Source organism: Prevotella sp. P4-119 (assembly GCF_002251345.1).
In the GTDB taxonomy this organism is placed as follows: domain Bacteria; phylum Bacteroidota; class Bacteroidia; order Bacteroidales; family Bacteroidaceae; genus Prevotella.
In genome coordinates, this window is record NZ_NPJB01000071.1 from 58574 (window position 1) to 78046 (window position 19473).

Below are 19473 nucleotides of genomic sequence, written 5' to 3' on the forward strand. Positions count from 1 at the left end.
TCCAGTGTAGATTATGGACAATACAACAATAGCCCCACAACAGCTCCAACGCATGAAAGAACTGGTTGAGCAACTCAACCGTGCATCAGAAGCCTATTACAACGGACAAGGCGAACTGATGACAGATTTTGAGTGGGATGCTCGTTTCGATGAGCTCCGTCAATTAGAACAGCAGACCGCCACCGTGTTACCCGATTCGCCTACCCATAACGTATCGCATGACGATATGGCGGGAAAGAAAGAGGAACATGAATTTGCTGCACTTTCATTGGCAAAGACCAAGCTCACCACAGATCTTGAGAAATGGGCAGAAGGGCTCCCTATATGGATATCGTGGAAACTTGACGGACTGACACTTGTGGTGACTTACGATGGAGGACGTCTGTCGAAGGTGGTGACACGCGGAAATGGTCACATCGGTACCAATATCACCCATTTGGCTCAAGCCATCAGCGGTATTCCGCAACAAATTAAAGAGTTGGGACACACGGTAATACGTGGAGAAGCGGTTATCAGTTATGCCGATTTCGAACAGTTTGAAATGGAAAGAGGCGAAGGGTTCGCCAATCCTCGCAATTTAGCATCGGGAACCCTAACATTGAAAGATACGGATGAAGTACGCCGACGTCATGTACAATGGATTCCATTTACATTAGTCTATTGTGAACACGAAATCGTGTCGTGGGGCGAACGCATGAACTGGCTTGACAGTATGGGATTCAATACGGTGGAGCGAACTGCTGTGCAACAGCCAAACACAAAGAATATACAGGAAGTGATCGACGCGTTCACCCTGCGTGTCACCAACCGGACCTGTCCTTTCCCCGTTGACGGACTCGTCGTATGTTACGATGATACCGACTATGCACAAACAGGTTCTGTCACAGGCCATCATGCCACACGCGCTGGTCTGGCCTTCAAATGGCAAGACGAGGCTGCAGAAACAGAACTCAAAGAGATTGAGTGGTCGTGTGCTGCCAATACCATATCCCCTGTGGCTATTTTCCAACCAGTCAACCTTGAAGGCACGACCGTGCAGCGTGCATCACTCTGCAATATTAGTGAGTGTGAACGACTGGGCATTGGTGGTGCCGGCACACGCATAGAGGTCATCAAAGCCAATAAAATCATCCCCAAGGTCATTAAAGTCTGTCAGACTGTGGGCGAGTTGCATATTCCTGCACAATGTCCAGTCTGTCACGCAGCAACGGAAGTGCGTATCAGCGAGACGAGCGGTACTCGAACGCTTCATTGTACCAACGGTCATTGTCCCGCCAAGCAACTTCGCATCTTTGCCCGTTTTGTATCCAAGGAGGGTATGAACATCGATGGAATTTCAGAGCAAACCATCGCAAAATTTATCAATAAAGGATGGATTAGTGAGTTTGCCGATATTTTCACCCTTGGCGACCATATCCGCGAAATAGCGCAGATGGATGGTTTTGGACAGCGGTCGGCATCAAATATTAAGCAAAGTATAGAAAAAGCACGCCAGACCGAGGCCCACCGTCTGCTCTATGCTCTTACCATTCCACTCTGCGGAGCAGATGTTTGCAAGCGACTACTTGCTGCCTACCCTTTGGAGACACTTGTTAACGAAGCGACAAAAGACGAGGGAGATCTCTTTGCCACACAACGCGAGCCACAAGAAGTGTTTGCCCATGTGGCAGGTATAGGTCCTGAGAAGTCAGCTTCTTTTGTTCGATGGTTCAGAAACACAGACAATCTGTCTCACTATCAGCGACTCATGCAGCAAATTACGGTCAGCCAAGCTTCTTCCCAGCCTACAGGAAGCCGTTGTGAAGGTCTAACCTTTGTGATTACTGGCGATGTGCACCATTACAAGAACCGTAATGCCCTCAAGGCGTACATCGAGAGCCAGGGCGGTCATGTGGCATCGGCAGTCAGCGGTAGTACAAGTTTCCTCATCAATAATGACGTTCAATCAACATCGGGCAAAAACCGTAAAGCACAACAACTGAATATTCCTATTATATCGGAAGACCAATTCGTTGCCGACTACGGAGAATAACCGACTTTCTTATAATTTAAATCATTAAACAACTATGAATTTTTCAGGATTGATAATAGCCGTCATCACCTTTCTGGTTATCGGCATATTCCACCCTATCGTCATCAAGTGTGAATACTATTTCGGCACACGATGCTGGTGGGCCTTTGCCCTTGCCGGTATCGTCTTTATCGCCGCCAGTCTAATTGTTGCTGACAATATCATCAGCCCCATATTAGGCGTTGTGGGATGCTCGTGCCTCTGGAGTATTCTTGAGATTTTCGAACAAAAAGGACGAGTCGAAAAAGGTTGGTTCCCCATGAACCCCAAACGAAAAGACGAATACAAGAAACGTTAAGTGAACTTTGCATCTGCTCTCGATTCGAGGCGCCGTGACCATTGGTCGAGACGCCTTCGGGATGGATTCGGGATTGCTTTATCGTCTTATCGTCTATTGAACAATCTTAAACTTGGCAAATTTCAGTAAGAGTTGCTTGGTACCTGTGTTGCGGAATTCTACTGTAGCTTTGGCATTTTCTCCACTACCGTCAATACGTAGAACAGTTCCCACTCCGAAACGTTGATGCTCGATAACGTTACCTTCTTTTAATGCCGTTGTTGCAGATGATGCTGAAGTAGAAGAAACGACCCTGTTCACGGGTTTGAAACGATTACCACCCGCATTCTGAAGTTGCTGACGGAAGGAGGGAGACAACGGATCAACACTTGACTCCGGTTGACGAGGAGCCACAATACGGGGTTTGGGGTCTGCCTTAAATTGTGAGGCCACCGGATGAGGATTCTGTTGCCATGAAGAACCGCTTCGTGAAGACTGTCCTGAGAAGGAATTCCCATAAACAGATTTTGTTCTTGAACCAGACAGGCTCTCAGCTCGTCCATAATCCTGACGTCCTGACTCCACCCGAAGGAAACGGGTGTCAATATCCTTTATAAACCGCGAAGGAGTGTCATATTCCAACTTACCATAACGCCAACGGTTCTGAGCACATGTCAATATACAATGACGCTCTGCTCTCGTTATAGCCACATAAAGTAAACGACGTTCCTCTTCCAACTCACGTGTAGAACCGGCACTCATGGGAGATGGAAAGATGTTCTCTTCAAGTCCCACGACAAATACCGTAGGAAATTCCAATCCCTTGGCACTATGTACAGTCATCAGCGCCACGCGGTCGTCTTCATCACCTTGTTCGCTGTCAAGGTCTGTCAACAACGCCACATCCTGCAGATAGTCTGCCAGCGACATTTGTTCGACTAATCCCTCTTCACGATGGTTTTCTACAAAATCCTTCAAACTGCCAAGAAATTCTTCAAGGTTTTCCTGACGTGCCACATCATCTGGATTTTTCGAAGCATAGATTTCCTTACTTATACCACTCTCCATGATAATGGCGTGACCTATCTCATAAGCATCTTCAGCAGCCATTCGAACACGCCACCCTTCTATGAGTTGACAGAAGGCATCCAGGCGAGTCAAAGTTGATTTCCCAACAGGAATGGGATGCAGATGCGGTTGTGAGATGACAGACCATAGACTGACGCCATCATGATTAGCAACATCTATAATCTTGCGAAGAGTCGTATCGCCAATGCCTCTTGCCGGATAGTTGATAATACGACGCAAAGCCTCCTCATCGTCGGGGTTGACAACGACACGATAATAAGCCGTAACATCCTTGATTTCTTTGCGTTGATAGAAACTCAGTCCGCCATAGATGCGATATGGGATATTATCTTTCAGCATTTGTTCCTCAAAGGCACGACTCTGCGAATTGGTACGATAGAGTATTGCAAAATCGCAATAACGTCCGTTTTCCGTCTTTCTGATACGTCGGATATCATTACATACGATAATAGCCTCCTCCTTGTCACTATAGGCTGGTTTAAGTACAAGGTGTTCACCTTCGTCATTCTTACTATAAACCGTTTTTGGAATCTGCCGTTGATTATGACGGATCAGACTGTTTGCTGCATCAACGATATTTTGGGTTGACCGGTAATTTCGTTCGAGTTTGAAGAGGCGTGTATTGGGGTATTCCTGTTGGAAATTAAGAATATTGTCGATATTAGCACCACGGAATCCATAGATACTCTGGGCATCATCGCCAACCACACAGATACGTCCTGTGGGTTTGGTGAGTTGCGAGACAATAGCTTGTTGGACGTAGTTGGTATCTTGATACTCATCCACGAGTACATACTGAAAACGGTCGATATACTTCTGCAAGACCTCTTCATTAGCATCGAAAAGCATAAAGGTGTTCACCAGTAAATCATCAAAATCCATGGCATTGGACTGTCTGCAACGCTCACAATACCTTTTATATATTGCAGAAATTGACGGTTGACGACGTATTGCATCATCTTTCGCCCATGCACTCATAGCATAAGTCTGTGGTAACACCAGATGGTTTTTCGCCATGGAGATGCGATCGGCAACAGAAGCGGGTTTATAGATCTTATCGTCAAGATTCATTTCCTTGATGATGTTCTTCACCAGCGAACGGGAATCGCTTTGGTCGTATATCGTAAAGGACGACTGATAACCAATGGCTTCCGCTTCAACTCGCAGGATGTGTGAGAAAACGGAATGAAAGGTACCCATGTGAAGGCCGCGAGCTCTGTCTGTACCAACCAGATTCGCAATACGTTCCTTCATCTCGCGAGCTGCTTTATTTGTAAATGTCAATGCAAGGATATTCCACGGAGCCAGTCCTTTTCTCAAAAGGTATGCTATTTTATAGGTCAGCACACGCGTTTTGCCCGATCCTGCCCCTGCAATAACTAATTGCGGACCATCACACCATTCTACTGCTGTGCGCTGGCTTTCGTTAAGATTGTCGAGTATATCTTCCATTGTCATTTGTTTTTTTTTCAATAGGGTTTTGATAGAATGAGCCCTCGATTCTCATCGGGGGCTCATAACAACACAAACACAAAATAAAAACGCAGTCCCACTATTGAAGACTGGTTAGTCGTAACTATAATTTAAAAATTATTGTATTCCTTCTTCACGAAGCTTCTGCTGCCAGCGCCACGCACTCATGAGCGTGTCTTCCAGAGAAGTTTCGGCTTTCCATCCCAATACTTTGTTGGCTTTCTCTGGATCAGCCCATACCTTTTCGATATCTCCCTCGCGACGAGGAGCGAAAGTCCAGTTGAGCTTAACGCCTGTAACTTTTTCAAAAGTTTCAACGATTTCCTTGGTAGAGCAGCCATGTCCTGTTCCAATATTGAATACCTCAAGGGCTTCGCTGTCGGTATCAAGCACACGCTCCATGGCTTTCACATGAGCCTTTGCCAAATCCACCACATAGATATAATCGCGGATGCATGTTCCGTCAGGAGTATTATAATCGTTACCAAACACTTTGAGCTGTTCACGAATACCCATAGCGGTCTGGGTTACATAAGGTATGAGGTTCATAGGCACGCCATTGGGCAGTTCGCCGATAATGGCTGTTGGGTGCGAACCAATCGGATTGAAGTAACGCAACAGGATAGCCTTGATGGGTGCTCCGCTGTGAATATCGTCGCGGATAATCTCCTCGTTGATCTGCTTGGTGTTACCATAAGGACTCTCTGCCGGTTTGATAGGAGCATCCTCTGTAACAGGAAGGTTCTCTGGATCTGGCTGACCATAAACCGTACAGCTTGACGAGAAAATAATGCCTTTCACATCATGCTTAGGCATGAGTTCCAGCAAATTCACCAAACTCACAATATTGTTACGATAATAAAGTAAAGGCTTCTCAACACTCTCGCCCACAGCCTTCGATGCAGCGAAATGGATAATTCCAGAAATATCGGGATACTTTGAGAACACACGGTCCATCGCAGCAAAATCGCAGCAATCCACTTGCTCGAATGCAGGACGAACTCCCGTAATCTTCTCGATACCATCCACCACCTTTGCATCGGAGTTGGACAGATTGTCAACTATCACCACTTTATATCCGGCATTCTGCAGTTCTACGGTAGTGTGACTACCGATGAATCCTGTTCCACCTGTTACAAGAATTGTTTGCTTCATTTTCTTATGCTTTAAGAGAATCTTTGCAAAGTTACACATTATTTTCTTATAAAAAAAATATATTTGCGGAAATATGACCTATATCTTATATTTCTTTTTTTTATGATGTGCTTTTTGGGGTACTCCTGTGGTATTCATGTGGGCGGCTGTCTTAATGCCACGATAGCCATTCCACCGGCTGATAATACGACGCACATAGTCTTCGGTTTCTGTTCCACGCATATATCCGTTCTTCACCACTGGGTCATTATAATATTGCGGTTGCGATAAAGCAAGGATATACTGACTCACATCATTCCAGCGATGCGGGTCACGACCGTGCTTGCGGGTGAGTGCCATGGCGTCTCTCACATGATACGACCCGCCATTATAGGCTGCCAGTACAAATTTGATACGTTCCGTCCGATTGGGAATATCTCGGAAATGTCCGTCCAGTTCCTCAATAAACTTCACAGCAGCGGCAATATTCTTGTCTGCATCAAACAAATCGGAATGAGCCAGTCCGAGATGGTTTGCTGTTGACGGCATGATCTGCATCAGACCACAGGCACCTGCCCATGAACGCGCTTGCGAGTCGAATGTTGACTCTTGATAACATTGAGCTGCCAAAAGTCGCCAGTCCCATCTGATACGACGGGCATGTTGCTGGAATTGTGCATCATATTTAGAAATCACGCCTCCTTTCGCATTGAGCATCGGCGCAAATACGCGTCGGCGAACCGAACGAGACGACAGCAGATACTGTTCTTCCTTACGTGTCTCGGCAATCAGCTGAGGACGAAACCATGCTTTTATTTCTTTTTCCAATTGAGGTTTATCGGGACCTATCCGCCACGCCAGCCGATCGTCTCGTCCTGCGAACAGCGCCACATCGGCTTCACCATCCTTGATGCGGCGCACCATCTCTGCCGAATCCCGACAGACCTCGACGCGCAGTCCCACGCCAATCTTTTCCGCAAAGCGTTGACACAGCAGGTATTGAGTTCCAAGATAATGACCATGATAATCATAATAGGTCTCTGGACCCGTCATGGTCAAAACAATCATTTCGCCATTACCCACAATCTGCTCCAAGTCAAAATCTGCCGACAACGAATCTTGCTCCTCTCCCCAAGGTGTGAGTTGAGGTTCATCCTGTTGGTGCTTGCATGCAGCACACAAAAGCAAGAGAGCAAAAACGTGTATATATATTCTCTTTCGCATCAATTTATTAAAATTTCGTTGCAAAAGTAATCAATTTTTTGGAAATATTACCAGAATTGCGTACTTTTGCAAAGGAAATCATCAGAAATAGATTTTTATATGTTGAGAATTGCAGTACAATCCAAAGGTCGTCTGTTTGACGACACGATGAATCTGCTCGCAGAAGCAGATATCAAAGTCAGTTCAGGACGACGCACCCTATTGGTACAATCACAGAATTTCCCCTTAGAAGTGCTCTACTTGCGCGACGACGATATTCCACAGAGCGTTGCAAGTGGTGTTGCTGACATTGGCGTAGTAGGTGAAAACGAATTTGTAGAACGTGGCGAAGATGCTGAAATCATCTCACGCTTGGGATTCTCCAAATGCAGACTTTCACTGGCCATTCCTAAAGACATCAATTATCAGGGGTTGGCATGGTTCAACGGCAAGAAAATTGCCACATCCTATCCTAATATCCTGCAACATTTCATGGAGCAGCACAACATCAACGCCGAAATCCACGTCATCACAGGTTCCGTAGAAATCAGTCCGGGAATCGGTTTGGCTGATGGTATCTTCGACATCGTCAGCAGCGGATCCACATTGGTCAGCAACAACCTGAGTGAGGTGGAAGTGGTCATGCAGAGCGAGGCATTACTCATCGGCAACAAGAATATGAGTCAGGAGAAGCGCGAAATACTCGAACAGATGCTCTTCCGCTTTAAGGCCGTCAAAGACGCAGAAGACAAGAAGTACGTGCGCATGAATGCCCCCAAGGCAAGACTACAGGAAATCATCAGCGTATTGCCAGGACTGAAGAGTCCTACTATCATTCCATTGGCCGACGACGACTGGTGCTCCGTACATACCGTACTCGATCAAAAGCGTTTCTGGGAGATTATCGGCAAACTGAAAGAAATGGGTGCACAAGGCATTCTTGTGACTCCTATTGAAAAAATGATACTTTAAGCGAAAGACAAACGCTTCTTTATCACTTATCCTGTCACTTACAGGTTAACCCCCACAAGAGTAGAGCAAGGTAATTGCTCTACTCTATGCTATTAAAAAAGGAAATAACATAACGGAAGGAATTTAAGCTATGAGAACTTATCGATACCCGCAACAAAACGAATGGAAAGAAATTATCCAGCGTCCACATCTGGACCTCTCCAAGCTCCATGCCACGGTGACTGGGGTGCTCAACGACATCAAAGAGCATGGCGATGAGGCTGTCAAGAAGTACGAGGCGCAGTTTGACCACGTAACACTCCATTCTTTGGCTGTTTCAGCACAGGAGATGGACGAGGCAGAACATCTGTTGGATGATAAACTGAAAGCTGCCATCATTTTGGCACATGAAAACATTCATGCCTTTCATGCAGCACAAAAGTTTGAAGGGAAACCCATTGAAACGCGTCAAGGCGTAAAATGCTGGCAAAAAAGTGTGGCGATCGAAAAAGTCGGATTGTATATTCCTGGGGGTACTGCCCCACTCTTCTCCACAGTTCTCATGCTGGCTACTCCTGCAAAAATTGCAGGATGCAGCGAAATCGTACTCTGCACCCCGCCAAACAGCGAAGGCAAGGTGAATCCTGCCATTCTCTATGCTGCACAGGTGGCTGGCGTCAACAGAATCTTCAAGGCTGGAGGTGTACAGGCCATAGGTGCCATGGCATACGGAACGGAAAGCGTACCGAAAGTCTATAAGATTTTTGGACCGGGAAACCAATACGTCATGGCTGCCAAACAACAGGTTAGTCTCGACGAGGTGGCTATCGACATGCCCGCTGGACCGTCGGAAGTATGTGTCATTGCCGACCACCAGGCCAATGCAACATTCGTAGCAGCAGACCTGCTGTCTCAGGCAGAACACGGAATCGACTCACAGGTGTTGCTCATCACCACCTCTGAGGAGAAACTCCAGGAGATACAAGAGGAGGTTAATCGCCAACTGCAAGCATTGCCACGCAAGGAAATGGCAGCAAAAGCGTTGGAAAACAGCAACTATGTCTTGGTAAGCGATCTCGATGAGGCCATGAAACTGTCTAATGCCTATGCACCGGAACACCTCATTTTGCAGGTTGAGGACTATGAGGCCTTAGCAGAAAAGGTCATCAATGCAGGAAGTGTCTTCCTCGGAAAATATGCCTGCGAGAGTGCAGGAGACTATGCAAGCGGCACCAACCACACACTCCCCACTCATGGCTATGCAACAGCCTACAGCGGCGTGAATCTCGACAGCTACTGCCGTAAAATCACCTTCCAACACCTTACAGAACAAGGCATCAGGGAAATTGGCCGCGCCGTGGAACTCATGGCAGAAGCCGAACAGCTTGATGCTCACCGTAACGCAATGACAGTTAGAATAAAATCGCTTAAAGCATGAAACAACTTGAACAACTGGTAAGACCAAATATTTGGAAACTCGCACCTTATAGCTCTGCCCGCGACGAATACTCTGGCAAGCAGGCTCACGTCTTTCTCGATGCCAACGAGAATCCGTACAGCATGACCGACAATAACAGATACCCCGACCCACTCCAGCGAGAACTCAAAGTGGCGCTGTCCAAGGTCAAGGGTGTCGCTCCTGAGCATATTTTTCTCGGTAACGGTAGCGACGAAGCTATCGACCTGCCTTACCGCATCTTCTGCGAACCGGGACGCGACAACGTGGTGGCCATCGAACCTACATACGGCATGTACCGCGTGTGCGCAGATATCAATAATGTGGAATATCGCACAGTGACGCTCAACGAGAGTTTCCAGTTTCAGGCCGATCAAATATTGCAGGCTTGCGACGAGCACACCAAACTGATATGGTTCTGTTCGCCCAACAATCCTACAGGAAACTCACTCGACAGACAGGAGATGCTCCATGTCGTAGAACGCTTCCAGGGTATTGTCATCATCGATGAGGCGTACATCGATTTCTCACGCCAGCAGTCGTTCCGTAGCGAACTGGCAACCCACCCCAACCTCATTGTGCTCAACACCATGAGCAAGGCATGGGCATTGGCAGCAATCCGCTTGGGCATGGCATTTGCCAGCAAGGAAATCATCGATATATTTAATAAGGTGAAATACCCCTATAATATCAACCGGCTGACACAGGCAGAGGCGATGGAAGCCCTTGCCAACCCCTATGACGTGGATAGATGGGTGAAAAGTATTCTCGACGAGAGAGTTCGCATGATGAAAGCATTCCTCGAATTGCCGGTTTGCCAACAGGTATTTCCGTCAGATGCCAACTTCTTTCTGGCTCGCATGACCGATGCACCGTCTATCTATGACTATCTGGTCGATCATGGAATTATTGTACGCAACAGATCACGCATCACACTATGTCATAACTGTCTGCGTGTGACCATCGGACTGAAGAGCGAGAACAACGAACTTATTGCTGCATTACGGCAATACGTACAATAAACCCGATGTCCATGGAAAGACTGTGGAATGCCAATTACGTGAAGGTCATGACAGCCAATTTCTCGCTGTTCTTTGCCTTCTATCTCCTGACACCTCTCCTGCCACTCTATCTCAGCGAAACTTTCGGAGCTACGAAAGACGTGATAGGACTGGTGCTTTCGGGATATACCGTTACGGCATTACTCTTCCGGCCATTCAGCGGTTATTTTGTTGATACGTTTCCTCGAAAGAAGGTGCTCATGGTATGCTTTGCCGCATTCTCCATCTTCTTTGCAGGATATCTGGCTGCAGGAACCTTGTTGATGTTTGCATTGGTCAGAACATTACACGGAGGACCCTTTGGTGCGCTCACGGTTGCCAATTCAACGGTAGCCATCGATGTGCTCCCTTCCTCACGACGTAATGAAGGCGTGGGCTATTATGGCCTGAGCAATAATCTCGCCATGGCCATCGCACCAACATTTGCCATTTATATCTATGCCGAGACCCACAATTTCGAATTGCTGTTTTGGATGGCTTTGATTATAGCGACATTCGGTTGGATGATGGATGCGACAGTTCGGCTAAAGCCCACTACCGTCAATCAGGCACCTAAGCGCATCTCCCTCGACAGATTCTTTCTGGCACGTGGCTGGATGCTGGGGTTCAACATGATATTCTTCGGATTCTGTTTTGGCGTACTGAGCAACTATCTGGCGATCTACGGCAAACAGGTCTTGGGAATGACTGGAGGAACAGGAACGTGGTTTCTGCTCTGTTCCATCGGTCTGATGATGTCGCGACTACAGGGGAGCAAGGCGCTACGCCAAGGCAAACTCACACAAAATGCGACAGAGGGCATGCTCCTCTCGCTGGCAGGATACACCATCTTCGTCGCCTGTCCTGACATGGTCGGCTATTACGGCTCAGCCATACTCATCGGATTAGGCAACGGACACCTGTGGCCTGCCTTCCAGAATATGATAATCTCCATGGCACACCACAACGAGCGAGGCACGGCAAACTCCACCATACTCATCTCGTGGGACGTAGGCGTCGGCATAGGCATTATCGCTGGCGGAGCCATTGCCGAGCACTTAGGCTACGCTACCGCATTCTGGACCGTATCAGTCACTCATGCGCTGGGAGTATTGCTCTATTTCGTGCGAACCAGAAGATTCTTCCTCTCAGGACGTTTAGATCAGCCATCGGCATCCTGACATCGGACAAACGACATCCATCACCCCTATAATTCTAATAAAATTGGAAAAGAAGAAAAAGGAATTGACGCTCAAGAAACGACCATCGGTCTTTCTGTCTATACTGCCGCTAATTGTATTGGTGGTCATGCTGACCTTCACCATCCGATCGTTTGGCAGCGATTCTCTCGAAGGAGCAAGCCAAATCACACTACTCTCTGTATCGGCGCTTTGCGTACTCATCGGAATGGTATTCCTTCATGTGCCGTGGGCAAGTTTTGAGAAAGCCATCACGAAAAATGTGGCAAGTGTGGCAAGTGCCCTCACCATCCTGCTGTTCATCGGTGCGTTAAGTGGCGCATGGATGGTCAGCGGCGTTGTCCCTATGCTCATCAGCTACGGAATACAGCTTATCCATCCCGATATTTTCCTCGCTTCTGCCTGCGTCATCTGTGCCTTGGTAAGCCTTATGACGGGTAGTTCGTGGACCACCATTGCCACCATCGGAATAGCACTGATGGGCATCGGACGCGCACAGGGATTTAGCGACGGATGGATTGCCGGAGCCATCATCAGCGGCGCCTATTTCGGCGATAAGATTTCGCCCCTTTCCGAAACCACCGTATTGGCGTCTGGAAGCATGGGCGTTCCCTTGTTCCGCCACATCCGATACATGCTGATCACCACCATTCCTTCCTTGACCATTGCGCTGATACTCTTTACCATAGGCGGTATTGTGTGTACCACCAACGACAGTCAGAACATCATGTCGTTTACAGTCGCTTTGGAACAGCGTTTCCATATCACCCCATGGCTTCTGGCAGTCCCTGTACTGACCGGCGTGATGATAGCACGCCGATGGCCGCCATTGATCACGCTGTTTCTCTCCACCTTGACAGCCATCATCTTCGGTCTGATCTTCCAGACCGATGTGTTTCGCGACATCGACCCGTCACTCTTCAAGGCTGCCATGAAGAGCGTTTACGGCAGTACGTCTGTGGCTGACGACATCCCCGTGCTGACTGAACTTGTCTCCACGCGCGGAATGGCTGGCATGATGAACACCATCTGGCTCATCATCTGCGCCATGTGCTTCGGAGGTGCCATGTCGGCAGGTGGCATGGTAGGCGGCATCACACGCCTTTTTGTTCATTTGGTGAAGGGACGCACCACCATGGTAGCATCAACAGCCTGCACCGGAATGATGATGAATCTGGCGGTGGCAGACCAGTATCTGTGTATCCTGCTGACGGGAAATATGTTTAAGGATATCTATGACCGTCAGGGTTACGAGCGCTGCCTGTTGAGTCGCACGACGGAAGATGCCGTTACCGTCACTTCCGTCCTCGTGCCTTGGAACACCTGCGGCATGACGCAGGCCACGGTATTGGGCGTTGCCACGTTCACCTATCTGCCCTATTGTTTCTTCAATATCCTCAGCCCGTTGATGAGCATCTTCATTGCTTCCATCGGCTATAAGATAGTGAGACACAAGCCTGATTTATCCACTGACAACAACAATACGCCATCATGATACAGCAAACCACCTTTTCCCTTGCCCCCAAACGCAGGGGGTGCCATCTGGTGACCAACGAGATACTGGCAAACCTCACCGCTCCGTTGCCTGAAACCGGACTCCTCAACCTCTTCGTACAGCACACCTCGTGTGCACTCTCTATCAACGAAAATGCCGATCCAGATGTGAGAACGGACATGGAAGAGATTCTCAATCATGTTGTAAAAGAAAACGAGTCATACTACCAACATGTATTCGAAGGTGCTGACGACATGCCTGCCCATGCCAAATCATCACTCTTCGGTGTGAGCCTGTCTATTCCCATCACTCACGGCAGACTCAACCTTGGAACATGGCAGGGCATCTATCTCTGTGAATTTCGCAATCATGGCGGATCACGACGTATCGTCGCCACCGTCATATCATGATCTGTAATTCATAACCGCCTAAGCATTATGCAATTTCCTAAATCTATTAAAACAAAGTCTTTAATGCTGATCATGGCAGGCGGACTACTGTTCCAACCGCTTCAAGCCGCCGTACGCGACACCATTTCCCTGTCGCGCAACTGGCAGTTTTACAGAGGCGATGTGGCCCACACCGATGAGTTGAAAGACAAGAGCATGGAAGTGGTTCATCTGCCCCACGATTTCCAGATCTCGCAACCATGGGTTGCTCCGCAACAAGATGAGAAGGTCAACAAAAATGATGCTGCCAACAATACCAAGAGCCGACTCAGCAGCAGAGGATTCAAGGAGATGGCTGTTGGTTGGTACAGGCGTACCGTCACCCCAGACAACAGTTGGAAAAACAGACGCATCGTGCTCGATGTTGAAGGCATCATGCTCGTGGGCGATGTCTATCTCAACGGACAACGGATAGGAGGCACAGACTACGGCTATCTCGGTTTTGAAACCGACATCACCGACAAGCTGATCTTCGGTCAGGAAAACGAAATACTCGTCAGGGCAGACACCCAGTCTCCCGACAATTCACGATGGTACACCGGTGGCGGCCTCTATCGTGACGTGCGCCTGATCATCAGCAATAAAGACACGCATTTTGCACGCCACCCTTTATTCATCACAACCGTTGACAACCGACAGGTGTGCATTCAAGCGGAGCTGTTCAACAAAAGAAAGGCAGAACCCCTGACCGTCGGAGTAACGATCGTTGACCAGAGCGGACAGACCGTTGCCCAACACGAACAACCCCTCCACTACTCGCCACGCTGGCGACAGCGTGAATATCCGTTGGACACGATAACCCTTCAGCATCCACAGCTCTGGTCGTGTGAAAGTCCGTACCTTTACACCGCCATCGTCACGATCTACAACCGTCAGCACCAGCCCCTCGACCAGGTATCGCAGTCCTTCGGCGTGAGAACCATCGCGTTTTCTCCACAATATGGCCTGCGCATCAACGGAAAGAAAGTGCTGCTCAAGGGCTTTGCCAATCACCATACACTCGGCGCATTGGGAGCGGCAGCCTACCCTCGCGCCATTGAAAAGCGCCTGCAACTGATGAAGTCGTTTGGCTACAACCACGTCCGTACTGCCCATAATCCATATAGCGAAGAGTTTCTGAACCTCTGCGACAAATACGGAATCATCGTGGTCAACGAACTGTACGACAAATGGCTGCAACAGTTTGCCGGAGGACGCACGTCCTGGCAGAACCTATGGCAGAACGACATCACAGAATGGGTGCAGCGCGACCGCAACCACCCCTCCGTCGTCATGTGGAGCTTAGGCAACGAACTGCAACAGCGGTCCGACCTCCCCTTCAACGATTGGGGTGTTACCGCCTACCGCCTCATGCGAACCCTGCTGCACCGTTACGACACCACACGTCCCACCACCGTAGCCATGCATCCACGCTATAGGAGTCTCGAAACCGATTCGTTGCCAGCTCCGTTGGCTATCGCAACAGACATCGCCTCCTACAACTACAGATACCAATACTTCCCTGGAGACCGCAAGCGTTATCCCGACCATATCTTCTATCAAAGTGAAGCCAACACCTCGATGATAGGCACCAACTTTTTCGGCATGAACCACGATTGGGTGGTCGGACTGGCATATTGGGGTGCTATCGACTATCTTGGCGAAAGCATGGGGTGGCCCGTCAAGGGATGGAACCAAGGGGTGTTCGACATCTCCTTGCAACCCAAGCCATTGGCATATCTCGTCAAGAGCATGTTTACCACCGAACCCACTGTTCACATCGCCATCCTGGATCATGCGCAGCATAGCGAAGAATGGAACGGCATCAATGTGGCTGTTGACCAATTATCAGATCATTGGAACAGGACAGCAGGCGACACCCTCTCGCTCTACACCTATACCAATGCCGAGGAAGTAGAACTGCTGCTCAACGGAAAGTCATTAGGCAGGAAGCGCAACACCCTATTGCCCACACAGCGCAACCGCATCTTCTGGCGAGGTATCGTCTATCAGCGAGGGCGCCTGGAGGCTGTTGCCCGCAACAACGGAAAGATAGTGGCTCGCCACAGGATAGAAACCACAGGAGCGGCGACTGCCTTACAGATAGAAGCCGACAACAGCCAGTGGAAAGCTGACGGAAAAGACCTGCAACATCTGCGCATCACAGCCATTGACCACCAAGGACGTCGGGTGTGGGATGTCAACGACCCATTGGTGTTTAAGGTAGAAGGTCCGGCAGAGATTGTTGCCACAGACAACGGCGATTTGCAGTCCGATGAGGTTCATGTCGGCAAGCGGCGACACCTCTACCACGGCTCAGCGTTAGTCATTCTGCGTTCCACCGGCGACACCGGCCATGTAAGACTCACCGTTGACAGTAAAGGACGCTATCCTCAAACCATCTGGAAAGGCAGCACATCGCACTCACGAAGATAAAAAAATTTAAGTTTCGCAACTGATGGAATTGATTGAAGTTAAAGTTATCACTCCCCACGGTCGCTCGGGAAGTTAAGAGACAATAGCCTTTTGCCGTAAGACGTAGGACATTTGTCCCTTAACTTCTCTCTAACTTCCCTAACTTCCCTTAACTTCCCCACATGCGAAAGTTCAGTAACAAAACAAACAATGAAAAGAAAGATACTATCCCTCGCCGCCATGGTCCTGACGACCATCACCGGCAACGCCCAAAGCCAGGCTTTCAAGAGTCTGACGGTAGAAGCCTACGAACAAGCTATTGCCGACACAACAGTCATCCGTCTTGACGTGCGCACGTCAGAAGAGTTTGTCGCAGGTCATATAGACCGCGCCATCAACATCGACGTTCTCAATCCCGACTTTGAGCAACGCGCCACCACAACCCTTCCCCTCAGCAAGACCATCGCCATCAACTGTCGCAGTGGCAAGCGAAGCAAGCGTGCCGCCCAAATTCTTGTCCGTCACGGCTATCGCGTCATTGAGCTCGACTCCGGCTATCTCGGTTGGGTGGCAGCCGGCAAGAAAATCATGCGATAATACCACACAGCTCCGTTTCGCCAGAAAGTCAAATGAAGCCCTTGCTTTTGCTTTTTGGAAACTGTAATACTGTAACTGTAACGTTTGTAACGCTTAGGACTGATGACATGGACCTGTTCCTATGACATCCTAAAAAAAATAAGCCCCAAAAAACTTGGAACATATCGTTAATATTCGTATATTTGCAACGTACAATGGTACAAATACAGAAATTAATTTTTCATATTTAAAGGATTTTAAAGAGGCCGTATGCGAATACCGCCTCTTTTCTATTTGTACTATCGCCTTCAACGAAATTTCCGTGTTCTCCGTGTGATCCGTGGATTAAAAATTTCTGTGAGACATTAGATCTTTGTCAGCCCATCAATCCATCTTGATGGCGACATTGTGAAGGCATTGAGTCCTGCCTCTTTTCTAAACCCCTCGAATTCGAGGGGATTAAAACTTGGATTGAATAGTTGTTCCCAAATACCCAGGAATTCTATCGTGTTGCGATTGCGCATCCAATTTGCTATTACACCATTTGGGTCACCACTATTTTTCTGGCGTGCAATATCTTAAAAAAGATTTCCTCCAAAGATTTACCTATGGTTTGTTTTGTCGTGACTCAGCATAGTGAAACCGAACGTTTTCGTTAAGCCAGATGAGCAGAATAAAGCTCGCTTTAATTCTGCCATGGCGAGAAAAGGTGCCATGAAATGGAACTCTCACTCTGTCTTCGCTACTCCAAAACATCTAGCCTTCAGGCTACTAAAAAAATTCACGGAGCACACGGAGTACACGGAATCACGGAACAAGCAGCCCCGGGCTGGAAGCCCAACGGCTTCCTTAGCCCAGGGCGACACCCTGCGGACACAACAAAACATTTTACAATCGTCCTGTAAGGACAAAAGTAAAATCCGTGCGACTAAAACATCCGTGTGCAACCTTAAGAGGCTTCACCTACCATACATCTTTCATCATCCAGCTGATGGTGATAAAAACGGCAAAAGCTACAAATAATAATATGTACATAATCTATATTTAAATTGTTGATAATCCAATGTGGTTTCGTTTAACCCCATTTTCCTTCTATATCATAGTAAGGTTTTCGCCTCCAAAATTACACATTTTTCTTCAATCCACAAACTATTTCCACCTTTTATTCCATTTATATAGGTATATTTGAGGCTAAAACGATAATCCATAGTTTTGCTTTATCGAAACTGTTATCTGTAACGCTTGTAATTGATGACATTGACCTGAACCCATGACATTTTAATCTACAATAGTAGAAATTACTTAGGCATTATAGCCTACCACGGTTGAACTCGGCGGTTACTTGTGATCTACAATAGTAGAAATTACTTAGGCATTATAGCCCTACACACATGGTGACGTGACGATGGAATCTACAATAGTAGAAATTACTTAGGCATTATAGCCAACAATCATCCATACGTGTTCTGCCATCAATCTACAATAGTAGAAATTACTTAGGCATTATAGCCCAGTACGAAGAACTCTTTGATGCCGAATCTACAATAGTAGAAATTACTTAGGCATTATAGCCCAAGATATTCGTATCGCCGCTGCTGTATATCTACAATAGTAGAAATTACTTAGGCATTATAGCCCGGAATGGCGACCGTGGCACGCACATTCAATCTACAATAGTAGAAATTACTTAGGCATTATAGCCGCCTCCGATAACGCAGACGGGTATCAAATCTACAATAGTAGAAATTACTTAGGCATTATAGCCAGGAAAGCATGAGACAAGAACAACACCAAATCTACAATAGTAGAAATTACTTAGGCATTATAGCCACGAGTCGAACAACCTGCTGGCCACCAAGATCTACAATAGTAGAAATTACTTAGGCATTATAGCCCTAAAGTCCAGATCGTTGATGCTTTGACCGATCTACAATAGTAGAAATTACTTAGGCATTATAGCCCTACACCAAGGCACAGGCCGATGCTGCCAATCTACAATAGTAGAAATTACTTAGGCATTATAGCCGCTCAGCAGGACGTGGCAGACACCATCACATCTACAATAGTAGAAATTACTTAGGCATTATAGCCTCTTCGCTGATCCACATGTCGCAGTCAGATCTACAATAGTAGAAATTACTTAGGCATTATAGCCGTCCATAGGGATGAGAACGCAATGCCCAAATCTACAATAGTAGAAATTACTTAGGCATTATAGCCTCTATTCGCGTGCAAAGATACAAAAAATATAGCAACTATCAACTATTCAAAGGGTATTATTTTCGACATGTTATACCCCCTATCAACAAAAATCGCACTTCGCAGATTGCGCAACTGATTGTGTTATAACAAGATGTATCATATTTCGCAATTACATATAGACAGAGGTTTGTACTCTCAAAAAAAGACGATTGGTTTGTCTCGATGAATCGCGCTACCATATTTTATCATTCTGTTAGTGTCTGCTTCGAAAACAATCACGCTATCATCTGGCATAAAATGGTTAGCATAAGCCTGTATTTTAGCAATAAGGTTATCCATTATCCTTTTGGAATTGACAACTTCATATACAGAAAGCTGAAGTCTAATAGCGCCATTTTTCTTCAACATTTTTGAGAAATTGGTGCGCATTTTATCGTCTTTTATGTCGTAACTCACAATAATCA

General features: G+C 47.4%; 14 protein-coding genes, 1 pseudogene and 1 CRISPR repeat array. Of the genes and pseudogenes, 10 read left to right on the top strand and 5 right to left on the bottom strand.

The window, feature by feature from the left end:
* The first annotated feature begins 13 nt into the window (after positions 1–13).
* The gene (gene ligA / locus CIK89_RS07695; RefSeq protein ID WP_254046235.1) at positions 14–2032 is read left to right on the top strand and encodes an NAD-dependent DNA ligase LigA; all 2019 of its coding nucleotides are present in this window, start codon (positions 14–16) and stop codon (positions 2030–2032) included.
* A 34-nt stretch (positions 2033–2066) separates the two neighbouring features.
* Positions 2067–2369 (top strand): DUF4491 family protein, encoded by a 303-nt coding sequence (locus tag CIK89_RS07700; protein WP_094390802.1) that lies wholly within the window; start codon positions 2067–2069, stop codon positions 2367–2369.
* 93 nt (positions 2370–2462) lie between these two features.
* On the opposite strand, the gene CIK89_RS07705 is transcribed toward CIK89_RS07700, so the two are convergent.
* The 3 genes from CIK89_RS07705 to CIK89_RS07715 form a co-directional block, all read right to left on the bottom strand.
* Complete coding sequence (locus CIK89_RS07705; RefSeq protein WP_094390803.1) at positions 2463–4889, bottom strand: ATP-dependent helicase; 2427 nt, start codon at positions 4887–4889, stop codon at positions 2463–2465.
* Positions 4890–5027: 138 nt separating this feature from the next.
* Positions 5028–6065 (bottom strand): UDP-glucose 4-epimerase GalE, encoded by a 1038-nt coding sequence (gene galE, locus CIK89_RS07710; RefSeq protein ID WP_094390804.1) that lies wholly within the window; start codon positions 6063–6065, stop codon positions 5028–5030.
* A 78-nt stretch (positions 6066–6143) separates the two neighbouring features.
* Positions 6144–7268, bottom strand: coding sequence for a transglycosylase SLT domain-containing protein (locus CIK89_RS07715; protein ID WP_158214654.1), 1125 nt, complete (start codon positions 7266–7268; stop codon positions 6144–6146).
* 99 nt (positions 7269–7367) lie between these two features.
* Here CIK89_RS07715 and hisG point away from each other — a divergent pair, with 99 nt between their 5' ends.
* From hisG to CIK89_RS07755, 8 genes are all read left to right on the top strand, one after another.
* Positions 7368–8219: an ATP phosphoribosyltransferase gene (hisG, locus tag CIK89_RS07720; RefSeq protein WP_094390806.1), complete on the top strand. Its 852-nt coding sequence runs from the start codon at positions 7368–7370 to the stop codon at positions 8217–8219.
* A gap of 130 nt (positions 8220–8349) precedes the next feature.
* Positions 8350–9636 carry a histidinol dehydrogenase gene (gene hisD / locus CIK89_RS07725; RefSeq protein ID WP_094390807.1) on the top strand — a complete coding sequence of 429 codons (1287 nt, stop codon included), beginning with the start codon at positions 8350–8352 and terminating at the stop codon, positions 9634–9636.
* Positions 9633–10676 (top strand): histidinol-phosphate transaminase, encoded by a 1044-nt coding sequence (gene hisC, locus CIK89_RS07730; protein WP_094390808.1) that lies wholly within the window; start codon positions 9633–9635, stop codon positions 10674–10676. Before hisD ends, hisC begins: the two co-directional genes overlap by 4 nt.
* 11 nt (positions 10677–10687) lie before the next feature.
* Positions 10688–11875 (top strand): MFS transporter, encoded by a 1188-nt coding sequence (locus CIK89_RS07735; protein ID WP_371593350.1) that lies wholly within the window; start codon positions 10688–10690, stop codon positions 11873–11875.
* Positions 11876–11918: 43 nt separating this feature from the next.
* Positions 11919–13388, top strand: coding sequence for a Na+/H+ antiporter NhaC family protein (locus CIK89_RS07740; RefSeq protein WP_254046644.1), 1470 nt, complete (start codon positions 11919–11921; stop codon positions 13386–13388).
* Entirely contained in the window at positions 13385–13798 is a 414-nt protein-coding gene (locus CIK89_RS07745; RefSeq protein ID WP_094390810.1) for a secondary thiamine-phosphate synthase enzyme YjbQ, read from the top strand. The genes CIK89_RS07740 and CIK89_RS07745 overlap by 4 nt, the downstream gene beginning before the upstream one ends.
* A 27-nt stretch (positions 13799–13825) precedes the next feature.
* Complete coding sequence (locus CIK89_RS07750) at positions 13826–16252, top strand: glycoside hydrolase family 2 TIM barrel-domain containing protein (RefSeq protein WP_254046645.1); 2427 nt, start codon at positions 13826–13828, stop codon at positions 16250–16252.
* Positions 16253–16441: 189 nt separating this feature from the next.
* Entirely contained in the window at positions 16442–16828 is a 387-nt protein-coding gene (locus CIK89_RS07755) for a rhodanese-like domain-containing protein (RefSeq protein WP_094390811.1), read from the top strand.
* Between the two features lie 362 nt (positions 16829–17190).
* On the opposite strand, the pseudogene CIK89_RS13845 reads toward CIK89_RS07755, so the two are convergent.
* Positions 17191–17385, bottom strand: a pseudogene (locus CIK89_RS13845) (KilA-N domain-containing protein); the annotation flags it as partial.
* Positions 17386–18088: 703 nt separating this feature from the next.
* A CRISPR array of direct repeats spans positions 18089–19027; the repeat unit is 36 nt; unit sequence ATCTACAATAGTAGAAATTACTTAGGCATTATAGCC.
* A 177-nt stretch (positions 19028–19204) separates the two neighbouring features.
* The gene (gene cas2 / locus CIK89_RS07770; RefSeq protein WP_254046646.1) at positions 19205–19465 is read right to left on the bottom strand and encodes a CRISPR-associated endonuclease Cas2; all 261 of its coding nucleotides are present in this window, start codon (positions 19463–19465) and stop codon (positions 19205–19207) included.
* Between the last annotated feature and the right edge of the window lie 8 nt (positions 19466–19473).